A 22,315-nucleotide genomic window follows, 5' to 3' on the forward strand; every position below is an offset into this window, starting at 1 on the left:
GAAAGCGAGGTCTGCCCGCGCCGATGGCTATCACCTCGAAATCGGCGCCATGGCTCTTGATGATCCTCTTTCCTCGCCGAGAGAGGATCATCGGGATTGGAAGGGTAATGTGATGCGGCAATTCAAAGTCAAAGCGCTGACCTTCGGCGCCAGCCTGCTAGCAGCCGTTGGCGTCGTCGCCTCGTCCGCGAACGCCTGCATACCCGAGCCGCCGCCGGCATGGTCGTCTCGGCTACGGTCCGATGGGCCGGCGCTGTTCATCGGGCGCGTGACGACGGTGGAGCGTTTGGCTGAACCCAGGCGGACGCCGACCATCGAGGTTATTCAGTCCGAGGCGACCATCGCCAGACTGGAAACGCTTCAAGGCGCTCCGCAAGAGACATACACCCTGACCGCTGCGGAAACCGCCCGTCCGCTGGGCGGCTATCAAGGCATGATTTGCGTCGATTTTCAGCGCGTCAAACCCGGCGACATCGTTTTGGCCATGGAATCCGGATCCGGTGCGGTCCGCGTTTTCGAGCCCCAGCAAGTTCCTCCGCAGTTCAGCACCCGCCTTGAGGCCTATCGTTGACCCAGACCCTGAAAACCAAAGTCCTCATCATTGGCGCGGGCACCGGCGGCTATGTCGCGGGCATTCGCTGCGGCCAGTTGGGCCTCGACACCGTGTTGGTGGACGGCGGCGATGGGCTGGGCGGCACCTGCCTGAACGTCGGCTGTATTCCGTCCAAGGCCATCATCCATGCGGCGGGCAAGTTCGAGACGGTGGCCAAGGCGGCCGGCGGCGGGACGCTGGGCATCACGGCGGCGGCGCCGGCCATCGACCTGGCGCAGACGGTCGCGTGGAAGGACGGCATCGTCCGTAAGCTGAACGCGGGGGTCGCGGCCCTACTGAAGAAGGCCAAGGTCAAGGTCATTAAGGGCTGGGCCGATTTCGCCGACGCCAAGACCTGCGTGGTGAAAACCGACGAAGGCGACATCCGCATCACCGCCGAACACGTCATCCTGGCGACGGGGTCCGAGCCGGTCGAACTGCCCTTCCTGCCGTTCGGCGGCGACGTCATTTCCTCGACCGAGGCGCTGAGCCTGTCGGACGTCCCCAAGAAGCTGGTCGTCGTGGGCGGCGGCTATATCGGCCTGGAACTGGGCATCGCCTATCGCAAGCTGGGCGCCGAGGTGGCCATCGTCGAGATGGCCGAGCGCATCCTGCCGCTCTACGACAAGGCCCTGACCGATCCGGTCGCCAAATGGCTGGAGAAGCACGGGGTCGAACTGCATCTGGGCGCGCGCGCCGGGGGCTTCGGTGACGGCAAGCTGTCCATCACGACGAAGGACGGCGAGCCGCTGCAACTGGACGCCGACAAGGTGCTGGTCACGGTCGGTCGGCGTCCGCGTACGCAAGGCTGGGGTCTGGAAAACATGGGCGTGGCCATGGCCGGTCCGTTCGTGAAGATCGACCAGCGCTGCGCCACCTCGATGAAGAACGTCTGGGCGGTCGGCGACCTGACCGGCGAACCCATGCTGGCCCACAAGGGTTCGGCCCAGGGCGAAGTGGTCGCCGAAATCATTGCCGGCCATGACCGCATCTTCGACCCCGTCACCATCGCCGCGGTCTGTTTCACCGAGCCGGAAATCGTCTCGGCCGGTTTGGGCCCGAACGAGGTCGCGGGCCGCGATGATGTGATCCAGTCGGTCTTCCCCTTCGCCGCGATCGGCCGGGCGCTGGCCATCGAGGCGGGTGAGGATGGCGGCTTCGTGCGGGTGATCGCGAACAAGGGCGATCATCGCATCCTGGGTATCCAGGCGGTGGGCCAGCATGTGTCGGAACTGTCCAACAGCTTCGCCCAGATGCTGGAGATGGGCGCCGTGCTGGAAGATGTCGCCGGGACGATTCACGTCCACCCGACGCTGGGCGAAGCCTTCCACGAGGCCAGCCTGCGCGCCCTCGGGCACGCCATCCACATCTAATCAGATCCGGTCCAGCCGCTTCGCATGGTTCGCCACCATGCGGAGCGCCAGGCCATCGGGCAGGAAGCGGGCCAGTCCGGCCATGACGTTGTTCATGACGCCGGGGGTGACGCTGGCACGGTTGGCCTCGCAGGCGTCATAGCCGATGCGCGCCACGCGCGCGGCGTTCATCCACATCCAGGCCGGATAGGCGCTAGAGACCTGCTCGCGCGAGCCGTTGACGTCGTGGAACTCGGTCAGGGTGTAGCCCGGGTTCAGCACCGTCACGTGCACGCCGGTCCCCTGCGTCTCCAGATGCAGGCCCTGCGACGCCTTGATCAGGAAGCTCTTGATCGGCCCATACAGGGTGTCGCCCCCGGTCGCGGGCATCTGGCCGGCCAGCGAGGCGACGTTAAGCACTCGGCCGAAGCCGCGCTGGATCATGCCGGGCAGCAACAGGCGCGACAGCTCAACCGGCGCGGTCAGCATGACCTGGATCATGGCGCGATGAGCGCTCAGGTCGGTATCCAGAAAGCCGATGACACGGCTGAATCCCGCATTGTTGACCAGGCCGTCGACGGTCAGGCCGCGGGCCGCGATGGTCGCGACCAGCCGCTCGGGCGCCGCGGGGTCCGACAGGTCTTCGGGGATGACGGTTGCGGTCACGCCGTGGGCGGTGGTCAGTTCGTTAGCCAGAGCCTGCAGCGGGGCTTGGCGACGCGCCGTCAGGATCACATTCCAGCCCTTGGCCGCATAGGTCCGGGCCAGGGCCGCGCCGATGCCGGCAGACGCGCCGGTGATCAGAACGGTCCGGTTCACGGCGCAATCAGGCCGCGACGGGGCAGGACTTGTGCGGCGCAAAGGCCGCCAGCGCGATCGGATTGTCGGCCAGAAGGTCGGCGATGGTGATCTTGGACAAAGCCTCGGTCGCGGCCTCGTCGGCGGCGGTCAGGGCCTTGGCGACCTGGCGCGGGATGTGCTCGCTGATCGGGCAACCCCTGGCGCCGGCGGGGGGCGAGCCGATGTGGGCGCAGCCGTTCACCGCCTTCAGCACCTGATCCAGTCGGATGTCCTCGGGCTGACGCAACAGCCAGGAGCCGCCGGTCGCGCCCGGACGGGTGGCGATCAGACCGGCCTTGGCCAAAAGGGCGGTCACGCGGCGCACCACGACGGGATTGGTCGGGATCGAGGACGCCAGGACGCCGCTGGGCATCGCCTGCGCAGGCCCGAATGCGCCCTTGTGGGCCATATACGCCAGGGCGTGGGCGGCGACGGGGAAGCGTTGGCTGTCTGACATGGTTTTGTTCCTGATGCGAAAATAGGCGTTCAGGGGCCGAATCACAAATCGCGCCGCAGAACGCCGAAACCGAATCCGCTGCGGCGCGATTGAAGACCGCGTGGAATGAGCCTAAAGGCTCGCCGCTTTGAAGGGACCGACGCCGCGTCGGAGACCCGGAGGATACGCATGGCCGGGGACACTCCCCACGACGCGAGCGCTCCCTCGCCCGCGTCGAACACGCCGGACAAGCCCACCCACGCCACGGGTCCGGAATCCCACATCCCGGGCGGCCAGGCTGCCAAGCACGGCGGCTTCTGGGCCCTGACCATCGGCGCGATCGGCGTGGTGTTTGGCGACATCGGCACCAGCCCGCTCTACGCCCTGCGCGAGGCGATCGACCATGCACGCTCCGGCGTCGGCGGCGATCTGGCCGTAATCGGCGTCGTGTCGCTGGCCTTCTGGGCGCTGATGGTGGTGGTGACGTTCAAATACGTCTTCTTCCTGATGCGCGCCGACAACAAGGGCGAGGGCGGCACCCTGTCCCTGATGGCGCTGGCGCAGTTCGCGGTCGGTCGGCGCAGCGCCTGGATCTTCATTCTCGGCGTGTGCGGCGCGGCCCTGTTCTATGGCGACGGCATTATCACGCCCGCCATCTCGGTCCTGTCCGCTGTCGAGGGTTTGCAGGATGCTCCGGGTCTGGCCGGGCGGCTGGATTCCTTCATCGTGCCGATCTCGGCCGGCATCCTGATCGCCCTGTTCCTGGTCCAGTCGCGCGGCACGGCCAGCCTGGCCAAGTATTTCGGCCCGATCACCGCCGTCTGGTTCCTGAGCTTGGGCGCGCTGGGGCTGTATCATATCTTCGACGACGTCAGCGTACTGCGGGCCCTTTCGCCCCACTATGGCGTCATGCTTCTGCTCAACGACGGCTTCCTGGGCTTTGTGATCCTGGGCAGCGTCTTCTTGGCCGTCACGGGGGCCGAGGCCCTCTATGCCGACATGGGCCATTTCGGAAAGGCGCCGATCCGAATGGGCTGGCTGGCCTTCGTGCTGCCGTGCCTGACGTTGAACTACCTGGGCCAGGGCGCCCTGATCCTCGACAATCCGGCCGCGTCCGAGAACCCGTTCTGGAACATGGTGCCGCAGTTCGCCTATTGGCCGATGCTGATCCTGGCGACCGCCGCGACCGTCATCGCCTCCCAGGCCGTGATCACCGGCGCCTTCTCGGTGACGCAGCAGGCGGTGCAGCTGGGCCTTCTGCCGCGCATCGACATCAAGAACACTTCCGAGACCCAGGCCGGCCAGATCTTCGTGCCGGCGGTCAACACCTTCCTCATGGTCGGGGTGCTGGTGCTGCTGGTCGTGTTCCAGAGCTCGCATAACCTGACCGCCGCTTATGGCGTGGCGGTGACCGGCACCATGCTGGTCAATACGCTGATGGCCTATTCGGTTATCCGCAAGGGTTGGAAGTGGCCGATGTGGGCGGTGGCCGGAACCCTCATTCCGTTCGCCTTCATCGACAGCGTCTTCCTGACGTCCAACCTGCTGAAGATTCCGGACGGGGCGTGGATGCCGCTGGTGCTGGGCGCCCTGCTGGTCGTGGTGATGTGGACCTGGGTGCGCGGGACGCAGATCCTGACGGCCAAGACGCGCAAGGACAGCCTGCCGCTGAACGATCTGATCGAGATGCTTCAGGCCCGGCCGCCGCACCGTGCGCCGGGCATGGCCATCTTCCTGACCTCGGATCCCGACGTCGCGCCGGTCGCCCTGATGCATAATCTCAAGCACAACAAGGTGCTGCACGAGAAGAACGTCATCCTGACCGTGCGCACCTCCGAGCGCCCGCGCGTCAAGGAGGCCGACCGGGTGCGGATGGAGCCGATCAACGACGACTTCAAGAAGGTGACGGTCACCTACGGCTTCATGGAGACGCCGAACGTGCCGCGCGCCCTGGGCCTGTGCCGCAAACAGGGGCTGAAGTTCGACATCATGTCGACCAGCTTCTTCCTGGGTCGCCGTTCGCTGATCCCGTCGGCGCGTCAGGGTATGCCGCTGTGGCAGGACAAGCTGTTTATCTTCCTGATGCGCAACGCCGCCAATCCGACCGACTTCTTCCACATCCCGCCCGGCCGCGTGGTCGAGCTTGGCGCGCAGGTGGCGGTATGAGCACCGAGGGACGGGGCGGGCAGAGCTCGCAGGCGCGCGGGCGTCGCATGGCCACCAAGGGCCGCCCGCGCCCGGCCCCGGCCGAAGCCGCTCAAGGGCCGTCGCAGGACGATATCGGCGTGGAGGCCCGCGTCGTCGCCGGCATCCTGCTGAACGCCGCGCTGGAGAAGCGCAACGGATTGGACGAAGCCCTGTCTCAGCCCGCCGCCCGCGCGCTTGAGCCGATGGATCGCGCCTTCGCTCGCGCCGTCGCCATGGCGGCCCTGCGTCGTCTGGGCGAGATCGACCAGATCCTGGATCGCCGCCTGAAGAAGTCGCCGCCCGAGGCCGTGCGCACCCTGATGCGCATCGCACTGGCCCAGACCCTGGTGCTGGAAACGCCCGCCTTCGCCGCCGTCTCGACGGCGGTGAAACTGGCCGAGCGTGATCCAAAGACCCGGCCTTACAAGAACCTGGTCAACGCCGTGCTGCGCGGGGTTGGACGCGAAGGCCCCGGCCTGACCACGGCCGAAAGCAATCTGCCGGACTGGATCGCGGCGCGCTGGAAGGCGACCTATGGCGAGGCCGCCCTGGCGGGTCTGGCCTTGGCCGCGCGCGAAGAACCCGCGACCGATCTCAGCCTGAAGCCAGGCGTCGATCCCGCCGCGGTCGCCGCCGCTGTCGAGGGCGAAGCCTTGCCCGGGGGCACGGTTCGCACCGGCCGTCGCGGCGATGTGGCAGGCTGGCCCGGTTTCGAGGACGGCGACTGGTGGGTTCAGGACGCAGCCGCCGCCGTGCCGGGGCGTCTGCTGGACGTGAAATCGGGTGAGACGGCGCTCGACATGTGCGCCGCGCCTGGAGGCAAGACGCTGCAACTGGCGGCCGCCGGCGCGTCGGTCGTCGCGCTCGATCGTTCGGCCCCGCGTCTGAAACGCCTGACGCAAAACCTTGAGCGGACCGGCCTCACCACCGAGGTCGTCGCCGTGCCGGCCGAGGACTGGGAGGACGTCCGCACCTTCGACGCCGTTCTGCTGGATGCGCCCTGCACCGCGACGGGCACCTTCCGCCGCAATCCGGAGGTCTTGCGCGCCACCAAACCGGCAGAGGTCGCCAAGCTGGCCGACGTCCAGCACCGCCTGCTCGACGCCGCCGCCGAGCGTGTGAAGCCGGGCGGCCGTCTGGTCTACTGCACCTGCTCGCTGGAGCGCGAGGAGGGCGAGACCCAGATCATCGCCTTCCTGCGTCGCAACCCTGCCTTCCGCACCGTCGCCGCTGATCCGGCCGCCGTCGGCGCCCCGCCAGAGGCGCTGACGCCCGAAGGCTGGCTGCGCATGCTGCCCTCCATGTGGGCCGAACACGGCGGACTGGACGGCTTCTTCGCGGCCAGGCTGGAACGAGTGTCCTGAGCGGGAGCGCCTTGCTCCTGCCCGCAACCCGCCTTATCCGGAAGGCCATGGCCGTTACCCCTCTGATCTGCCCGTCGATCCTCGCCAGCGATTTCGCGCGGCTGGGTGAAGAAGTCCGCGCGCTGGAAGCGGCGGGCGCCGACTGGATTCACGTCGATGTGATGGACGGGCATTTCGTGCCGAACATCACGCTCGGCCCCGACATCGTGAAGGCGATCCGACCGCACACGACCCTGCCGTTTGACGTGCACCTGATGGTCGCGCCGGTCGATCCTTGGCTGGAGGCGTTCCGCGAGGCGGGCGCCGACATCCTGACCGTTCACCCTGAGAGCGGGCCGCACCTGCACCGCACCCTGGGTCGCATTCGCCAGCTGGGCGCCAAGGCCGGCATCGTGTTCAATCCGGCGACGCCGCTGTCGATCCTGGAAGAGGTGGTCGATCTGGTCGATCTGGTGCTGATCATGTCGGTCAACCCGGGCTTCGGCGGTCAGAAATTTATCGACAGTTCGTTGAAGAAGATCGCGGGCGCGCGGGCCATTCTCGACCGCGCCGGTTCGTCGGCTCACCTTCAGGTGGATGGCGGCGTGACCTCCGCCAACGCCGCAGCCTGCGTCGCCGCCGGCGCCGATGCGCTGGTCGCCGGCTCGTTCGTGTTCAAGGGCGATTACGCGACCAATATCGCCGCCCTGAAGGCTGCGCCGGCTGCTCAGAGCTTCGCGTGAGCCCGCTCGGCCCCTTCGCCCCGCGGGGCCAGGAAACGACGCTGGACGTCGCCTCGGGTCAGATTCCCGGCCTGCCTGGCGCGCCGGTGCGCACGCCGGTTCGATCGGGCGACACGACTGCCGGACCCGGCCTGTGGCCCGCCATCGCCGGACGGTTGGCGACGCGGCAGCTGTGGATCGAGCTTTACGGCCTGCCCGGTTACGGCCTGACGCTGGGGTCGCCGCTGGGCGGAGGCAAGGTGACGGCCTTCGCCGCCACGCCGCGCGATTTCCGCCCGCACGATCCGGCGCCGGGGCGCAATGTCCTGGCCGGGCGTTTCATGCTGGCCGGCGCCTCGATGGAGGTCGAGTCCCCGTCCGATCCGTGGAACCGGCCCAGTCCTTCGCGACCCTTTGCGGTCGAGCTTCACGCCTTCGCCTGGATGCCGGGGCTGATGGCCCAAGGCGACCGAGGCGCGCGCGAGGCGCTGCGTCTGACCCTGGCCTGGGCCGACGCCTTCGCACGATGGTCGCCCTTCGCCTGGGGACCGGAAATTCTGGCGCGGCGGGTCGTCAATCTGGCGTGCGGCGCACGGCGGATGGGCGCTGTTGCGACCGAGGCCGAGCGGCTGAAACTGGCCGACAGTCTAGCGCGCCAGACCCGACAACTGCTGCGTCCGCCCGGCGGTCTGGCCAGCCGGGCCGAGCGGTTGACGGCGGCGGCCATTGGCGGCTGCGTGCTGGCGGGTTCGCCAGGGCAGGCCTTGCGTCGCCGCGCGCTGTCGCGGCTGGACGGCGCCTTGAAGACGACGGTGCAGGCCGACGGCGGCCACGCCTCGCGCAGTCCTGAAGCGGGCCTCGAGCTGCTGCTCGACCTGCTGACGCTGGACGACGCCCTGTCGCAACTGTCCGAACCGACGCCCGAGAGCGTGTCGGCCGCCATTGCCCGGCTGACACAGGGCCTGCGCCTGCTGACCTTGCCCGACGGTCGGCTGGCCAGCTTCCAGGGCGGTGGCCCCTCCACGTTCGAACGCGTCGCGGCCGCCCGCGCCCACGATGACGAAGCGATGGCCAGAAGCGACGACGCGCCTGCAGCGACCGGTGCGGTCGCCGGCCTGACGCGCATCGCCAGCCCCCTGCTCACCATCATCGCCGACACCGCTCCGCCGGCGCGCGACGCCTGGGGGGCGGCCGCCTGCGCCCAGCCGCTGGCGCTGGAGATCGCCTGCGGCAAGGATCGTTTGGTGACCGGCTCGGGGTGGACGCCGGCCTCGACGGATCGCCAGGCCCTGCGCCTGACGCCCGCCCACTCTACCCTGACCCTGGGCGAGCGGTCGCTGAACGAACCGCTGGGCGGCTGGAAGGGCGACCTGTTGGGTCCGCGCCTGGTCGGACCGCCGATCCATGTGACCACCGACCTGCGCGACGGCGACGGCGCCGTCTGGCTGGAGATGGAACACGACGGCTGGAATGAGTTGTTCGGCCTGAACCATCAACGCCGGCTCTATCTGGACCAGCGGCTTGACGAGCTGCGGGCCGAAGAAAAACTCTTTCCCTCGCCATGCCGCAGGGAGATGGTGCGCCAGATCGCGGCCCCCTACGCCATCCGCTTCCATCTGGAGCCGGGGGTTCAGGCCTCTCTGGCGCGCGACCGACGCTCGATCCTGCTGCGGGGCGCCTCGGGCCGGGGCTGGTGGTTCAGGACCGATGGACCGGATGTGGCCATCGAGCCCAGCGTCCATATCGATGCCGGCCTGACCCGCCGTTCGCTGCAGATCGTGGTGCGCGGCTCGGCTCGCACCGACAGCGAGACAAAGATCCGCTGGAAGCTGAGCCCGGCCGGCGCGAGCGGCGATCCTATCTAAATCTCAGCTCGCGTAAGTTCGTAGCTCTGTCATGTTCCATGGCCAATGACACGCCAGCTCGCGATGAACCAATGAAGCTCCTTATTTCCGTTTCTTCAGCAATTTTCACTTTCGTCGGTCTCGCCGTCTTGGGCGCTGCCGCGCAGGCTCAGGAGCTCTCTGTTGATGATTGGGAGTATGGCGAGGATGCTGCAAGCAGGACCGCAGCCGCCATGGTGGAGTTCTCTGGAGGACAGGCTATTGTGATCCAGTGCCGTGCGGGAGCCCTAAGCGTTGTTCTGCTTGGCGTCCCTCAGACGACAGCAACATTTAGAACATTGGAATTGTACCGAGCCGATGGGCGGAGCGACGCGGGACGCTGGCAGGCCTCTTCCCCCAGTACGGCTTTTCGCAGCACTGCCGCCGCTCGCGACGCGCGCTTTTTTAAGGGCGGCGGAGTTCTGACGGTTCGTTCCCGCGAAGGTGATCCGGATCGCATGCGGATGGAGCTTGATCTTCCTACAGAGTCTAAAAACGTGGACAGGGTTTTGACAGCCTGTGATCGTCCCTTAATCGAACGTCGTGACACCATGCCACGGGTGGATGAAACGCTGCTTGACGAGCATTGGCTGAGAGGGCTGCAGCTCGGCTCCCGCCCAGGGAACGCACGGGCGGATATCAGTTGCATTGTCGGGCGCGAAATGAGGCCTGTAAATTGTCTGATTGAAGCGGAGGCGCCCAAGGATGGAGGCTTCGGGCGCAGCTTGACCCGCGCCGTCGAGCGGCAAAAAATCGCGATCAGCGATCCCGCTCTAATTCAGGACCATGTGTTCTATTTGAGCTTGGAGGTCGTCACGCAAACTTCCTCGATATCGCGATAAGCTTTGGATGCTCGCAGGGTGACGTAATGGCGGTCCGGTGCTAGAGGGCGCGCCAACCCCCGCCAGCTTTCCCGGACGCCGCTTCATGCCCGCCGCTCCTGACTTTCCGCCCGCCCCTGACCGGGTCAAGCCGCAACGCGCTCTGATCTCTCTGTCCGACAAGGCCGGGCTGGAGGATGCGGCCCGCACGCTGCACGATCTGGGCGTCGAACTGGTCTCGACCGGCGGGACGCGCGCGGCGATCGAGAAGCTGGGTCTGCCGGTCAAGGACGTGGCTGATCTGACCGGCTTCCCCGAGATGATGGACGGCCGGGTCAAGACCCTGCACCCGATCGTTCACGGCGGCCTCCTGGGCGTGCGTGACGCGGCCGACCATGCCCAGGCCATGACCGATCACGGCATCGGCGCCATCGATATCGTCTGGATCGACCTCTATCCGTTCGAAAGCACCGTCGCGGCCGGAGGCGCCTTCGAGGCGGCGGTCGAGAACATCGACATCGGCGGCCCGGCCATGATCCGCTCGGGCTCCAAGAACCACGGCTACGTCGCCGTCGCCGTCGACGGCGAGAGCATCGGCCTGATCCTTGAGGCGCTGAAGACCGAAGGCTCGACCGATCTGGCTCTGCGCAAGCGCCTGGCCGCACGCGCGTTTGCGCGCACCGCCGCCTATGACGCCGCCGTCTCCGGATGGTTCGCCGGTCAGATCGAGGATGCCGCCCCGGCTCGCAAGTTCATCGCGGGCTCGCTGGCCCAGACCCTGCGCTATGGCGAGAATCCGCACCAGACCGGCGCCTTCTACCGCACCGGCGAGCGCCGTCCGGGCGTGGCGTATGCCGACCAGGTTCAAGGCAAGGAACTGGGTTACAACAATATCGCCGACGCCGACGCCGCCTATGAGCTGGTGGCCGAGTTCGAACAGCCGGCCGTGGTCATCGTCAAACACGCCAACCCTTGCGGCGTTGCGGTGGGCAAGGACCTGTCCGAAGCCTATGCTCGCGCGCTGGAATGCGACGCCGTTTCGGCCTTCGGCGGCGTGATCGCGGTCAACCGTCCGCTCACGGCTGAGGACGCCCGCGCCATCACCGGCATCTTTACCGAGGTCGTCATCGCCCCCGGCGCCGACGACGAGGCCAAGGCCGTCTTCGCCGCCAAGAAGAATCTGCGTCTGCTGATCACCGACGGCCTGCCCGATCCGCACGGTCCGGGCGAGGTGTTCCGCTCGGTCGGCGGCGGTTTCCTGGTCCAGTCGCGCGACCGGTCGCTGATCAAGCCGTCGGACCTGAAGATCGTCACCAAGCGCCAGCCGACGCCGACCGAGATCCAGGACATGCTGTTCGCCTTCACCGTGGCCAAACACGTCAAGTCCAACGCCATCGTCTACGCCAAGGACGGCCAGACTGCGGGCATTGGCGCCGGCCAGATGAACCGTCGCGACAGCGCCCGCATCGCCGCCATCCGCGCCAAGGAAGCCGGAGAAGCCAAGGGTCTGACCCAGTCCTTAGCCGAGGGATCGGCCTGTGCGTCTGAAGCCTTCTTCCCCTTCGCCGACGGTCTCTTGGAAGCCGTCGCGGCCGGCGCCACGGCGGTGATCCAGCCGGGCGGCTCGATGCGCGACGCCGAGGTCATCGCCGCCGCCGACGAGAAGGGCATCGCCATGGCCTTCACCGGCGTTAGGGTCTTCAGGCATTGATCCTGGAGAGAAGGGCGCTACCGCTCGCGACCCGGTCGCTCGCTGCTTGAGCGCCCTTCTTCCTGATCCGCGCGCCTTAACGTGACTGGACGCTCGACGCCGGGCGTGATGCTCTGACGTCTTTTCCGCGTTGGAGCGTCTCATGACCGTGCTGATCCGTCCCGAAGGCCAGACCGCCGACGACCTGAAACTAAGCCGTCGCACCTTGGGCGCGCTCGGGGGGCTGCTGTTTTCCGGCTATGCGGTCGCAGCCTTGGCGAAAGAGGCCAAGCCGATCACGACCGATGACGCGGGCCTGGCGACGGAGACCGTGACCTATGCGGCGCCGGACGGGTTTCAGCTTCCGGCCTATGTGGCGCGACCGGGGGGCGACGGGCCGTTCCCGGTAGTCGTGGTGGTGTCGGAAATCTTCGGCGTCCACGAATATATCCGCGATATCTGCCGCCGTCTGGCCAAGCAGGGATACGCCGCCATTGCACCGGCCTTCTTCGTCCGGATCGAGGATCCCGCGCCGCTGTCGGACATGCAGCGGATCATGCAGATCGTCAGGGCGGCCAACTATGAGCAGGTGATGGGCGATCTGTCGGCGACGCTGGAATGGGCCAGCCAGCAGTCGTGGTCCAAGGACGGCAAGGTCGGCATCACCGGCTACTGCTGGGGCGGCAAGGTGGTGTGGCAGGGGGCGGCCCGCTTCGCCGCCATCGGCGCCGGCGTGGCCTGGTACGGCCGCTTGGCCCCCGCCGCAGACGCCACTCCGGTTCAAATCTCATCGGGCCAACCCTGGCCGATCGACATCGCCGACGATCTGAAGGCGCCCGTGCTCGGCCTGTACGGCGGCAAGGATCAGGGCATCCCATTGGCCAGCGTCGAGCGGATGCGCGACGCTCTGGCCCGGGCCGGCCAGACCGGCAGCCAGATCGTCGTCTATCCCGACGCCCAGCACGGCTTCCACGCTGACTACCGCGCCAGCTATTCGGAGGCGGACGCGAAGGACGGCTGGTCCAAGCTGCTGGCGACGTTCGATAAAGCGTTAAAGAATTAGGGTGTTACTGATGTGAAGGCTGCGGGGAGCAGCCCGAGTATGGGAGGGTAGGGCGTGAACGGATTGCGACTTCGCGGGGCGATCGTCCTGGGTATGGGCCTGCTGTTTCTGCCTCTCGCAGGGTGCGGTGGGGGAGGAGGCGGCGGTGGCGGGGGCGGCACGATCACGCCCCCTGTTCCTCCGCCTCCGCCTCCGCCTCCTCCACCGCCGCCACCTCCTCCTCCCCCACCGCCGCCTCCACCGCCTCCGCCCCCTTCGGTCACGTCGAGCGAGTATCTGCGGAACTACGGCCTGGCCAATATGAAGGTCCAATCCGCCTGGCAGGCCGGTGCGACCGGAGCCGGCGTCACCGTCGCAGTCGTCGACTCCGGCATTGCCAATACCTTGCCGGAGTTGGAGGGGCGCATCTCCAGCGCCTCGACCGATGTCGTCGTAGGGCGCAATACGCCCTATGTGGCGTCAAGCAGTCACGGCACGCGCGTGTCGGGCGTGATCGCCTCGAACTTCAACGGGTTCGGCACGATCGGGGTGGCGTACAACTCGACCATCCTGTCGATCCGCACCGATATTTCCGACTGCACGGACAAGAATACGGACGTCTGTTTCAGCAGTTCGGATCTGGTACGCGCGCTGGACTACGCCGTCGCCAATGGCGTCAAGATCATCAACATGTCGCTGGGCGGCGATGGGCGGCTGGGATCGGCGTTCGAGGCGGCGCTGCTGCGCGCGGTCAACTCGGGCGCCGTGATCGTGGCTTCGTCTGGCAATGACGGAAACGCCAATCCGGGCTGGCCCGCTCGCTACGCCATCGACCCGCGCTTCGCCGGCAGCGTTATCGCGGTCGGATCGCACGGCGCGACTGATGCGATGTCCAGCTTCTCGAACCGAGCAGGGGATACGGCGGTCGGTTATATTTCTGCGCCGGGCGAGGATGTGATTACAGGGTGCGAGGGCACGTCGTGCTGGCGCGTCAACGGCACATCCTTCTCGGCGCCGCATGTGTCCGGCGCGCTCGCTTTGCTGATGCAGGCCTTCCCCAATCTGACGGCGCGCGCGGCTCTGGATATCTTGCTGACAACCGCACGCGATGCGGGCGATCCGGGCACGGACATCGTTTATGGGCGCGGCCTGCTGGACATGGCGGGCGCGTTCAGACCGGTCGGAACGACCTCGACGCCGATGGCCGACGGAAGCTCCATCGTCAGCATGAGCGAACCGGGCAGCTTCGTCGGCGCGGCGTTCGGGGACGCTTTCGGTCGCCAGACGGCGCTGAACACGGTGCTTTACGACGCCTACGATCGCATGTTCGCCGTCCAACTGGGCGGCGCCTATCCAACTGCACCCAGCCGGTCCTATCAGGCGGCGCCGTTCGAGCAGAACACCACTGCGACGACCACCCTGGCCCTGCCGGGCGGCGGTCGAATGAACCTGATCGCGGCTCAGCCCAGCGCCCGCCCCGAGCCGATCGCGCCTCGTCATGATCTCTATAACGCACCCTGGATGGGGGACGAGCCGCGTCAGGAGGCGATGCTTGACGTCGCCACGGGCCGGATGAACTTCTCGGTCTGGCAAGGCAAGGGCGGGGCGACATCACCGTTCAACGGCGCAGCGGGCGACGGTTTCGCCGCCCTGGCCCAGGCCGACCACGCCGTGCGCGGCGCCATGCGGTTCGGCGCGGTGACGGTTTCTGGCGAAAGCGGGGGCGGCGATCGCCGAATGCCGCTGCGTCGTGTCGAGCAGGAAGCCTCGACCTATAGTCGCGCGGCGATCGGATGGCGCGGAGCGGACGGCGGTCTGTCGTTCAGCGTCGGCGCTCTGGATGAACGGCTTGGACCCTTGGGCGCCTTCCTGCCGGGCGGGTCCGACTTCGCCCTGCCGTCACGGACCAGCTTCTATGCGCTCGGCGGCGACTGGACGCTGCGGCCGGGCCTGCGCCTGATCGGCGAGGCGGGGATGGGGTCGACCCGTATCGAGGGCCGGTTCTTGTCGATGGATCAGGCGGCGATCAGTTCGAACTGGCGGCTGGGGCTCCTGACGGGCTGTTCGATGATCTGCGACCGGATCAGCTTCACCCTGGCTCAACCGCTCAGGATCGAGCGCGGAACCTTCGTGGCCATGCTGGCGGATGTTCCGGTCGAATATTTCGATCCGCTGACCTATTCGCGCCGCAGCTTCTCGGCGACGCCCAGCGGCCGTCAGATCGACTTCATCCTCGGGGGCGAACGTCAGCTGTGGGACGGATCCAGCATGACGCTTCAGGCGGTCGCCAGTCGTGAGCCGCGTCACGTCGCAGACGCGCCGCCGGAGTTCGCCTTGATCGGAGCCTGGCGGCGTCAGTTCTGACCGACGCCGCCTGACCACTGCGGATCAGGCCTTGCCGTCGAAGGCCTGACCGTCGGCGGCGGGGGCGGCGCCATAAGGGTTGGGAGCCTGGGCGCCGGATCCCTTGGCGGCGACGACCACCATGGCGGGGCGGACGGTGCGGCCGAACAGTTCGAAACCGGACTGCATGGTCTGGATCACCGATCCACCAGGCACGGTCTCGGACGGCTGTTCCATCATCGCCTGGTGCAGGTGCGGGTTGAAGGCCTCGCCGGCCTGCGGCGCCACGCGCTTCAGGCCGTTGGCGTCGAAGGCTTGCAGCAAGGCCTTCTGCGTCAGCTCCAGCCCGGTCACCAGACCGGCCGTTGCGCCCTCGGCGTCCTTGGGCGCGGCCATCAGGGCGCGTTCCAGATTGTCGGCGACGCCCAGCAGGTCCTTGGCGAAGCGCTGGATCGCGAAGGCGCGGGCGTCGTTCTGCTGCGTCTCCGAGCGGCGCTTCAGATTCTCCATCTCGGCGGCGACGCGCAGGGCGCGGTCCTTCCACTCGTCACGCTCGGCGATCACGGCGTCCAGCGGCGCCAGATCGTCTGACGGATGGGCGTCCAGGCCATGTTCGGCGTTGGTTTCGGCCATGTCGGCGTCCACGGCGTTCAGTTCGTCGTTAAGGGGCTTGTCGCTCACTTGTCGTTCCCGTCCAGCATCCGGCCCAGCACCCGGGCGGTATAGTCCACCAACGGAATGACACGGGCGTAGTTCAGTCTTGCGGGGCCTATGACGCCGATGGCGCCCAGAACCCGCTGTCGGCCGCTCATATAGGGCGCCGCGATCACGGCGGAACCCGAAAGTGAAAACAACCGTGTCTCCGCGCCGATGAAAATGCGCACGCCTTGGGCCGCATCGACGCCGTCCAGCAGGCCGATTAGCTGTTCCTTCTGCTCCAGATCGTCGAACAGGACGCGGACCCGTTCCAGATCGGCCAGGCCTTCCCGGTCCTGAAGCAGATTGGCGCGACCTCGCACGATCAGGGCGCGCTCCCGGTCTGCGCCGCCGGACCATGCAGCGAATCCGTCCTCGACCAGACGGGCGGCGGTCTGGTCCAGTTCACGCCGTGCGATTTCCAGCTCTTGGGTCATCTCGCGCCGGGCGTCGGCGAAGGGTCGGCCGCGCAGGCGGGCGTTCAGGAAGTTGGAGGCCTCGACCAGGGTCGAGGGCGTGACCCCGGCCGACAGGGTCATGATCCGGTTTTCGACCGTGCCGTCGTCGGCGACGATGACCGCCAGGGCCTGGTCCCCGCCCAGGGCGACGAACTCGACATGTTTGACGCCGGAATCGCGCACCGGGCTGGAGACAACGCCTGCGCCGCCGGCCAGGCCCGACAGCAGGTTCGAGGCTTCATCCAGGGCCGCCTCGAAGTTCCGACCGCGCCCCGCCAGCCGCCCGTCAATCTCGCGCCGCTCTTCCTTGGTCAGGTCGCCGACCTCCAGCAGGCCATCCACGAACAGGCGCAGGCCCGCATGGGTCGGGATCCGCCCGGCCGAGGTGTGGGGCGCGGCCAGCAGACCCGCGAGGGTGAGATCCTGCATGGTGTTGCGGATCGAGGCAGGCGACAGGGCGATCCCGCCCAGCGACAGGGTTCGCGACCCGACCGGCTCGCCGGTCTCCAGATAGGATTCCACAATGCGACGGAAGATGTCGCGCGCCCGCGCATCCAGCCCCGCCAGACCTGCGAGGGACTGGCCGGCGTCGAACGGCGGGTTTTTCGGGGCATACAGGCTCACGGTTTCAGGATAAGCACCGCCGCCACAGCTTCCAAGGTCAGACTTCCAAGGACCCTTCCCATGCGCCATTCGCAACGCACCGACGATCAACTGCGTCCGGTCACCATCGAGACCGGCGTCAACCGCTATGCCGAGGGTTCTTGCCTGATCAGCTTCGGCAACACCAAGGTGCTGGTGACCGCCTCGATCGAGGACAAGGTGCCGGGCTGGATGCGCAATTCGGGGCAGGGATGGGTGACCGCCGAATACGGCATGCTGCCCCGCGCCACTCACACGCGCGGGCGTCGTGAGGCCGCCGCCGGCAAACAGTCCGGCCGCACGCAAGAGATTCAGCGTTTGATCGGCCGCTCCCTGCGCGCCGTGGTGGACCTGAAAGCGCTCGGCGAACGTCAGGTGCTGATCGACTGCGACGTCATCCAGGCCGACGGCGGCACGCGCACGGCGTCGATCACCGGCGCCTGGGTCGCCATGAGCCTGGCGCTGAACTATCTGCGCGACGAGGGTGTGTTGAAGGCCGACCCGATCACGGACCAGGTGGCGGCCGTTTCGTGCGGTGTCTGCGACGGCGTGCCGGTGCTGGACCTGGATTACGAAGAAGACTCCGAGGCCGAGGCGGATTCAAACTTCGTCCTGACCGGCTCGGGCCAGATCGTCGAAGTCCAGGCCACCGGCGAGAAGCGCGGCTTCTCGCGCGCCGAGTTCGACCGGCTCTTCTCGCTGGCCGAGACCGGCTGCACCGAACTGTTCGCCCTGCAGAAGGCGGCCTTGGCGGCGGTGAAGCGATAAGGGGGTTTCACCTCGGGGCTCGGACGGGCATCCTCGTTCGGTCAGTCCTGACCGGAGACAAGTCGATGCGTCGATCCCCCTGGCTTTCGATGGCCGCCTGCGTTCTGCTGATGGCCGGATGTCAGCGCGCCGATCCAGCCGATCAGCCTGCGCCCGGCGACACGGCGGCAAGCAGCGACGTCATCGACGCAGTTCCGCTGGCGCCGGACGCTCCGCCGCCTGCCGCGCCCGCCAAGCCGGCGGCTGCGGAGAAGGAAGCGACCAAACCGGCCGAGGACACCGAAACCGGCATTCCCGAAGGACCGGACATGCCCGCTCAGCCGGTGCCGATCAGCGAGGTCCCCTGCCGCGAAGCCATCGGAGCCGCCGCCTCGGCCCGGTTGGTCGAGCGCTGCATCCAGGTCAGCCCGGCGACCCGGCCGCCCTGCAATGCCGCAAATCCTTGCGATCTGATCCAGGGAGAGATCGAACGGTCCTGCAAGCTGTGGGAACGCGATGGCGACCCGCCGGCGGCATGCAAGCCCTAGGCTGAGCGCACCGCTCCCGCGACGGCGGCCACCACCCGCTTCACCAGCGCCTCGTCGTCGCCCTCAGCCATGACGCGGATCAGCTTTTCCGTGCCCGAGGGACGCACCAGCAGCCGTCCCTGACCGCTCAAGGCCGCTTCGGCCTCGGCGATGGCGGCCTTGACCGCGTCGCTTTCCAGCGGCTTGTCGGCGGTGAAGCGGACGTTCTCCAGCTTTTGCGGCACGGGATCAAACTGTCGAGCCAGTTCGCTCATCGGCTTGCCGGACTCGACCAGGACGGCCAGCACCTGCAGCGCCGCCATCAGGCCGTCGCCGGTCGTGGCGTGGTCGTGCAGGATGATGTGGCCCGACTGCTCGCCGCCGATGTTGAAGCCGCCTTCGCGCATCCGTTCCATGACATAGCGATCGCCGACCTTGGTCCGCTCCAGCGTCAGGCCTTCGGACTTCAGTTTGCGCTCCAGCCCCAGGTTGGACATGACGGTGGCCACCACGCCGCCGCCGGTCAGGAGACCGCGCCTGGCCCAGTCCAGCCCGACCAGGGCCATGATCTGATCGCCGTCCACGACCCGGCCTGTCTCGTCGCAGACGATCAGTCGGTCGGCGTCGCCGTCAAGGGCGATGCCGATATCGGCGCGGTAGCGTTTGACCGCATCGGCTAGGGTCGCCGGATGGGTCGAGCCGCACTCGGCGTTGATGTTGGTGCCGTTGGGGGTCACGCCGACGGGGAAGACTTCGGCGCCCAGTTCGAACAGGGTGGTCGGCGCGACCTTGTATCCGGCGCCGTTGGCGCAATCGACGGCGATGCGCAGCCCTTGCAGCGTCAGCCGCTTGGGGAAGGCCTGTTTGGCGATCTCGATGTAACGCGCCTGGGCGTCGTCGATGCGTTTGACCCGGCCCAGCTTGTTCGACGGCGCCAGGCCCTGGTCCAAGCCCTGGTCCATCATGGCCTCGATCTTCAGCTCGATCTCGTCCGACAGCTTGTAGCCGTCCGGCCCGAACAGCTTGATCCCGTTGTCGGCATAGTCGTTGTGCGAGGCCGAGATCATCACGCCCAAATCCGCGCGCATCGAACGGGTCAGCATGGCCACGCCGGGCGTCGGCACGGGTCCGAAGGTGCGCACGTCCATTCCGACCGAAGCAAACCCGGCCACCAGCGCCGGCTCGATCGTATAACCGGACAGGCGCGTATCCTTGCCGATCACCACCAGATGGCGGCGGTCGTCGTCGGTGCGGAACAGTTTCCCGGCGGCCAGACCCACGCGCAACGCGACCTCGGCTGTCATCGGATAGGTGTTGGCGCGTCCGCGAATGCCGTCGGTGCCGAAATATTTTCTGTCGCCCAAGGCAAGGTCCTTTGGTTCGGGTAACGTTCCGAAACCCCTTTTTTGATGCGGCCCGCCTTAAGATTGCATAGACGGCCGGTGGGGCTTGATGTGTGGCTTAGCCCCGGATCGCCGCCAGTGCAAAGCGGCGCCCCCTTCCTGACCTTTCGGAGCCTTCGCTATGTGCGGCATCATCGGCGTCACCGGCAACGGACCTGTCGTTCCCCGGCTGATCGACAGCCTGAAACGGCTGGAGTACCGCGGCTATGATTCCGCTGGCGTCGCCGCCGTCGTAGACGGCACGGTCGAGCGCCGCCGCGCCAAGGGCAAGATCCGCAATCTGGAGGCCGTCCTGGTCGAGGATCCGATGACGGCGACGGTCGGCATCGGCCATACGCGCTGGGCCACCCACGGCGCGCCCACGACCGAGAACGCCCACCCGCACAAGGCTGGTCGTGTCACCCTGGTCCACAACGGCATCATCGAAAACTTCGCCGAGCTGAAAGCCGAACTGGCGGCCGAAGGCCATGTCTTCGAGAGCCAGACCGATACCGAGGTCATCGCTCACCTGCTGGACGCCGAACTGAATATGGGTCGTGCGCCGCTTGAGGCGTTCAAGATCACCCTCGACCGGCTGACCGGCGCCTATGCCCTGGCGGTGCTGATCGACGGGACGGACGACCTGATCCTGGGCGCGCGGCGCGGCAGCCCGTTGGTGGTCGGCTGGGGCGAGGACGAGATGTATCTGGGCTCGGACGCGCTCGCGGTCGGTCCGTTCACGCAGAAGATTTCCTATCTGGAAGAGGGCGATTACGTCGCCGTGACCAAGGCCGGCGCCCAGATGTTCGACGTGGCGGGCAAGCCGGTCGAACGCGCTATCGTCCAGGTCTCGGCCTCCTCGGCCATGGTCGAGAAGGGCGAATATCGCCACTTCATGGAAAAGGAGATCCATGAACAGCCCGACAGCGTCCAGCACACCCTGTCGGAATATCTCGACCTGGTGACGGGAAAGGCCAAGACCAACCCCGTCAATTTCGCCGCCATCGACCGCATCCAGATCGTCGCCTGCGGCACCGCCTTCTACGCCGGCCAGATCGGCCGTTATGCGTTCGAGAAGCTGGCCGGGCTGCCCTGCGACGTCGAGATCGCGTCCGAGTTCCGCTATCGCTCGCCGGCCGTATCGAAATCCACCCTAGCCGTCGCCGTCAGCCAGTCGGGCGAGACGGCCGACACCCTGGCCAGCCTGACCTGGTGCAAGGCGCAGGGTTTGCAGACCGCCGCCGTCGTCAATGTTCACTCGTCCTCCATGGCGCGCGAAGCGGCCGTCCTGTGGCCCACCCATGCCGGGCCCGAGATCGGCGTCGCCTCGACCAAGGCCTTCACCGCACAGGTCGCGGCCCTGCTGGCCCTAGCCGTGGCGGCGGGCGTGGCGCGCGGCCGGATCGATGCAGCGGCCGAGGCCGAACTGGTCAAGGCCCTGTTCGAGAGCCCGCGCCTGATCGCCGAGGCCCTGACGATGGGCGACAGCATTCGCGCCGTAACCCACGACCTATCAAAGGCCGACGACGTGCTGTTCCTGGGGCGCGGGGCCATGTTCCCGCTGGCGATGGAGGGCGCGCTGAAGCTGAAGGAGATCAGCTATATCCACGCCGAAGGCTATGCCGCTGGAGAGTTGAAGCATGGCCCCATCGCCCTGATCGATGAAGAGACCCCGACCATCGCCCTGGCCCCGCTGGACGACGTGTTCGAAAAGACCGCATCCAATCTCCAGGAGGTCGCCGCGCGGGGCGGCCCGGTCATCATGATCGCGCCGGAAAAGGCCCCCGATCCGCACGGCGCCGGCATTCGCCGCATCCACGCCCCGGACTGTCACCCGCTGATCGCGCCCCTGGTGTATGCCGTGCCGGTGCAACTCTTGGCCTATTACACCGCGGTTCAGAAGGGCACTGACGTGGATCAGCCCCGCAACCTGGCCAAATCCGTCACGGTCGAATAGGCCGCGTCGGTCATCCGCCGCAGGGCCTCTGCATCGGTGATCTGGATCGCGCCGCGCCGCAGCCGCACGGCGCCGGCGGCGCAAAGTTCGGTGCAGGCGGTCGATATGCTGGCGCGTCGCACGGCCATCAGATGCGACAGCTCGGTTTGACGAAGGGCCAGGACGTCGCCTCCCTTTCGGTCGTGAACGTCGAGCAACAGGGCGGCCAGGCGCTGGCTGACTTTCAATGCGGCGTGGCGCGACAGCTCAGCCTGAAGGGCGATGTTGCGACGGCGAAGATCAGTCAACGTCATCTCGACCAGACTGTCGCGATCGATCTTCTGCGCCAGTTTGCGAGCGGAGACGGTCAGGTATCTTCCAGCTGTCAACCAGACGGCCGACTCCGGCTCACCCCCGCCCAATACAGCGTCGAAGTTGATCACACCGTCGCTGGACGCCAGCCCCTGCGACAGGGCGCCGTCGGGCCTGATCCGCGCCAAGACGCCGGACAAAATCAGTGTGACGACAGCCTCGCCATTCTGCGTCGTTGAGGTTCGCACACCAGCCTCAGCGAAGAAGGCGTCGCCTTCGTCGAGCCCCTTCACCGCAAGGGCGGACAACAGGGCGTGGGCGAGGTTCGACTGGGACATGCCCCGTCTAGACGGCCGATCGCCGT

General features: G+C 67.2%; 19 protein-coding genes. 13 read left to right on the plus strand and 6 right to left on the minus strand.

The window, feature by feature from the left end; genetic code table 11:
• The first annotated feature begins 49 nt into the window (after nt 1-49).
• Nucleotides 50-571, plus strand: coding sequence for a hypothetical protein (locus KAK88_RS02145; RefSeq protein WP_242077686.1), 522 nt, complete (start codon nt 50-52; stop codon nt 569-571).
• Nucleotides 568-1,965 (plus strand): dihydrolipoyl dehydrogenase, encoded by a 1,398-nt coding sequence (lpdA, locus tag KAK88_RS02150; RefSeq protein WP_242077687.1) that lies wholly within the window; start codon nt 568-570, stop codon nt 1,963-1,965. The genes KAK88_RS02145 and lpdA overlap by 4 nt, the downstream gene beginning before the upstream one ends.
• Here lpdA and KAK88_RS02155 read toward each other — a convergent pair whose 3' ends face one another.
• Nucleotides 1,966-2,763, minus strand: a complete 798-nt coding sequence (locus KAK88_RS02155; protein WP_242077688.1) for an SDR family NAD(P)-dependent oxidoreductase — start codon at nt 2,761-2,763, stop codon at nt 1,966-1,968.
• A 7-nt stretch (nt 2,764-2,770) separates the two neighbouring features.
• A complete protein-coding gene (locus KAK88_RS02160; RefSeq protein ID WP_242077689.1) occupies nt 2,771-3,241 on the minus strand; it encodes an Rrf2 family transcriptional regulator in 471 nt (156 codons plus the stop codon).
• Between the two features lie 168 nt (nt 3,242-3,409).
• On the opposite strand from KAK88_RS02160, the gene KAK88_RS02165 reads away from it, so the two are divergent.
• The 8 genes from KAK88_RS02165 to KAK88_RS02200 all read left to right on the plus strand — a co-directional run bounded on the left by KAK88_RS02165 (nt 3,410) and on the right by KAK88_RS02200 (nt 15,272).
• Entirely contained in the window at nt 3,410-5,386 is a 1,977-nt protein-coding gene (locus KAK88_RS02165) for a potassium transporter Kup (protein ID WP_066553394.1), read from the plus strand.
• Between the two features lie 47 nt (nt 5,387-5,433).
• The gene (locus KAK88_RS02170; protein ID WP_242077690.1) at nt 5,434-6,771 is read left to right on the plus strand and encodes an RsmB/NOP family class I SAM-dependent RNA methyltransferase; all 1,338 of its coding nucleotides are present in this window, start codon (nt 5,434-5,436) and stop codon (nt 6,769-6,771) included.
• Between the two features lie 47 nt (nt 6,772-6,818).
• A complete protein-coding gene (rpe, locus tag KAK88_RS02175; RefSeq protein WP_242077691.1) occupies nt 6,819-7,493 on the plus strand; it encodes a ribulose-phosphate 3-epimerase in 675 nt (224 codons plus the stop codon).
• Nucleotides 7,490-9,337: a heparinase II/III family protein gene (locus KAK88_RS02180; RefSeq protein ID WP_242077692.1), complete on the plus strand. Its 1,848-nt coding sequence runs from the start codon at nt 7,490-7,492 to the stop codon at nt 9,335-9,337. The genes rpe and KAK88_RS02180 overlap by 4 nt, the downstream gene beginning before the upstream one ends.
• 38 nt (nt 9,338-9,375) lie before the next feature.
• The gene (locus KAK88_RS02185; protein WP_242077693.1) at nt 9,376-10,197 is read left to right on the plus strand and encodes a hypothetical protein; all 822 of its coding nucleotides are present in this window, start codon (nt 9,376-9,378) and stop codon (nt 10,195-10,197) included.
• An 85-nt stretch (nt 10,198-10,282) separates the two neighbouring features.
• A complete protein-coding gene (purH, locus tag KAK88_RS02190) occupies nt 10,283-11,887 on the plus strand; it encodes a bifunctional phosphoribosylaminoimidazolecarboxamide formyltransferase/IMP cyclohydrolase (RefSeq protein ID WP_242077694.1) in 1,605 nt (534 codons plus the stop codon).
• A 142-nt stretch (nt 11,888-12,029) separates the two neighbouring features.
• Nucleotides 12,030-12,929 (plus strand): dienelactone hydrolase family protein, encoded by a 900-nt coding sequence (locus KAK88_RS02195; RefSeq protein WP_242077695.1) that lies wholly within the window; start codon nt 12,030-12,032, stop codon nt 12,927-12,929.
• A gap of 300 nt (nt 12,930-13,229) precedes the next feature.
• Complete coding sequence (locus KAK88_RS02200) at nt 13,230-15,272, plus strand: S8 family peptidase (RefSeq protein ID WP_242077696.1); 2,043 nt, start codon at nt 13,230-13,232, stop codon at nt 15,270-15,272.
• 24 nt (nt 15,273-15,296) lie between these two features.
• On the opposite strand, the gene grpE is transcribed toward KAK88_RS02200, so the two are convergent.
• Together grpE and hrcA are read right to left on the minus strand one after the other, a co-directional pair.
• A complete protein-coding gene (gene grpE, locus KAK88_RS02205) occupies nt 15,297-15,884 on the minus strand; it encodes a nucleotide exchange factor GrpE (protein WP_153924513.1) in 588 nt (195 codons plus the stop codon).
• Between the two features lie 44 nt (nt 15,885-15,928).
• On the minus strand, nt 15,929-17,023 hold the full coding sequence (gene hrcA / locus KAK88_RS02210; protein ID WP_242078544.1) for a heat-inducible transcriptional repressor HrcA: 1,095 nt from the start codon (nt 17,021-17,023) through the stop codon (nt 15,929-15,931).
• Between the two features lie 66 nt (nt 17,024-17,089).
• Between hrcA and rph the strand changes: the two genes are divergently transcribed.
• The gene (rph, locus tag KAK88_RS02215) at nt 17,090-17,815 is read left to right on the plus strand and encodes a ribonuclease PH (protein WP_112863132.1); all 726 of its coding nucleotides are present in this window, start codon (nt 17,090-17,092) and stop codon (nt 17,813-17,815) included.
• 65 nt (nt 17,816-17,880) lie between these two features.
• Nucleotides 17,881-18,342 carry a hypothetical protein gene (locus KAK88_RS02220; RefSeq protein ID WP_242077697.1) on the plus strand — a complete coding sequence of 154 codons (462 nt, stop codon included), beginning with the start codon at nt 17,881-17,883 and terminating at the stop codon, nt 18,340-18,342.
• Here the strand turns inward: KAK88_RS02220 and glmM are convergent.
• The gene (glmM, locus tag KAK88_RS02225) at nt 18,339-19,685 is read right to left on the minus strand and encodes a phosphoglucosamine mutase (RefSeq protein ID WP_242077698.1); all 1,347 of its coding nucleotides are present in this window, start codon (nt 19,683-19,685) and stop codon (nt 18,339-18,341) included. The genes KAK88_RS02220 and glmM overlap by 4 nt on opposite strands.
• Nucleotides 19,686-19,845: 160 nt before the next feature.
• Between glmM and glmS the strand changes: the two genes are divergently transcribed.
• Entirely contained in the window at nt 19,846-21,660 is a 1,815-nt protein-coding gene (gene glmS, locus KAK88_RS02230) for a glutamine--fructose-6-phosphate transaminase (isomerizing) (protein WP_242077699.1), read from the plus strand.
• Here glmS and KAK88_RS02235 read toward each other — a convergent pair.
• A complete protein-coding gene (locus KAK88_RS02235; protein WP_242077700.1) occupies nt 21,621-22,289 on the minus strand; it encodes a Crp/Fnr family transcriptional regulator in 669 nt (222 codons plus the stop codon). The two genes, glmS and KAK88_RS02235, sit on opposite strands and share 40 nt — an antisense overlap.
• Nucleotides 22,290-22,315: the final 26 nt, after the last annotated feature.

Source organism: Brevundimonas diminuta (assembly GCF_022654015.1).
In the GTDB taxonomy this organism is placed as follows: Bacteria; Pseudomonadota; Alphaproteobacteria; order Caulobacterales; family Caulobacteraceae; genus Brevundimonas; species Brevundimonas diminuta_C.

Bases quoted from the DNA above. Each gene is read 5' to 3' on its own strand.
- KAK88_RS02145 (WP_242077686.1), top strand. From the start codon at position 50: ATGGCTCTTGATGATCCTCTTTCCTCGCCGAGAGAGGATCATCGGGAT.
- KAK88_RS02160 (WP_242077689.1), bottom strand. From the start codon at position 3,241: ATGTCAGACAGCCAACGCTTCCCCGTCGCCGCCCACGCCCTGGCGTAT.
- KAK88_RS02165 (WP_066553394.1), top strand. From the start codon at position 3,410: ATGGCCGGGGACACTCCCCACGACGCGAGCGCTCCCTCGCCCGCGTCG.
- KAK88_RS02170 (WP_242077690.1), top strand. From the start codon at position 5,434: ATGGCCACCAAGGGCCGCCCGCGCCCGGCCCCGGCCGAAGCCGCTCAA.
- rpe (WP_242077691.1), top strand. From the start codon at position 6,819: ATGGCCGTTACCCCTCTGATCTGCCCGTCGATCCTCGCCAGCGATTTC.
- KAK88_RS02185 (WP_242077693.1), top strand. From the start codon at position 9,376: ATGGCCAATGACACGCCAGCTCGCGATGAACCAATGAAGCTCCTTATT.
- purH (WP_242077694.1), top strand. From the start codon at position 10,283: ATGCCCGCCGCTCCTGACTTTCCGCCCGCCCCTGACCGGGTCAAGCCG.
- KAK88_RS02195 (WP_242077695.1), top strand. From the start codon at position 12,030: ATGACCGTGCTGATCCGTCCCGAAGGCCAGACCGCCGACGACCTGAAA.
- KAK88_RS02200 (WP_242077696.1), top strand. From the start codon at position 13,230: ATGAAGGTCCAATCCGCCTGGCAGGCCGGTGCGACCGGAGCCGGCGTC.
- grpE (WP_153924513.1), bottom strand. From the start codon at position 15,884: ATGGCCGAAACCAACGCCGAACATGGCCTGGACGCCCATCCGTCAGAC.
- rph (WP_112863132.1), top strand. From the start codon at position 17,090: ATGCGCCATTCGCAACGCACCGACGATCAACTGCGTCCGGTCACCATC.
- KAK88_RS02220 (WP_242077697.1), top strand. From the start codon at position 17,881: ATGCGTCGATCCCCCTGGCTTTCGATGGCCGCCTGCGTTCTGCTGATG.
- glmS (WP_242077699.1), top strand. From the start codon at position 19,846: ATGTGCGGCATCATCGGCGTCACCGGCAACGGACCTGTCGTTCCCCGG.
- KAK88_RS02235 (WP_242077700.1), bottom strand. From the start codon at position 22,289: ATGTCCCAGTCGAACCTCGCCCACGCCCTGTTGTCCGCCCTTGCGGTG.